We start from the raw sequence: 443 nt of genomic DNA, 5'->3' as shown, positions 1-443 counted from the left end.
CAGCAGGCACTGCTTAAAAAGGACTTTTATTCTCATTCAATGGTAATTTCTTCGTAGCCCGAAGGTATTGAAAAAGGGAAAGACACGGGAACATTAAATTCAATTCCTCTAAAGGTCATATCTATACGGGTATTTTCAGCTCCATCATTCGCAAGTATCTGTATTTGCTGAGGAAACAACTGCCCTTCCACCTTTTGGTACTGCGGATATGTTACGGTTACACTTCTGTTTTCCCGGGGCTGTCCCAATTGTTGAGCCAGGGCTTTAAAATTTCCGGCATCTAAAAGGAACATGCGTTTTAGGAATTCATTATTAACAGCTTCTAATTGATAGCCCCTGGTAGATTCGGTAAGCCTATATCTTTCGTCCCTCAAGTCATAGATAGTTTGACCGAGCAGGAGATTCTGTACTTTCTGAAAATCGAGAGGAGTCCCTAATAGATC

The 443-nt window shown here is 41.3% G+C and carries 1 protein-coding gene; it reads right to left on the bottom strand.

Features of this window, described 5'->3' with window-relative positions; all coding sequences use genetic code 11:
* Positions 1–32: 32 nt before the first annotated feature.
* Positions 33–443 (bottom strand): lipoprotein insertase outer membrane protein LolB1 (lolB1, locus tag HC176_RS16580; RefSeq protein ID WP_167920109.1); only part of this gene is annotated, 411 nt, incomplete at its 5' end.

The sequence above is a fragment of the Tamlana crocina genome (genome assembly GCF_012037625.1).
Note: the sequence above shows the minus strand (reverse complement) of the source record. Positions and strands in the feature narration are given on the sequence as shown.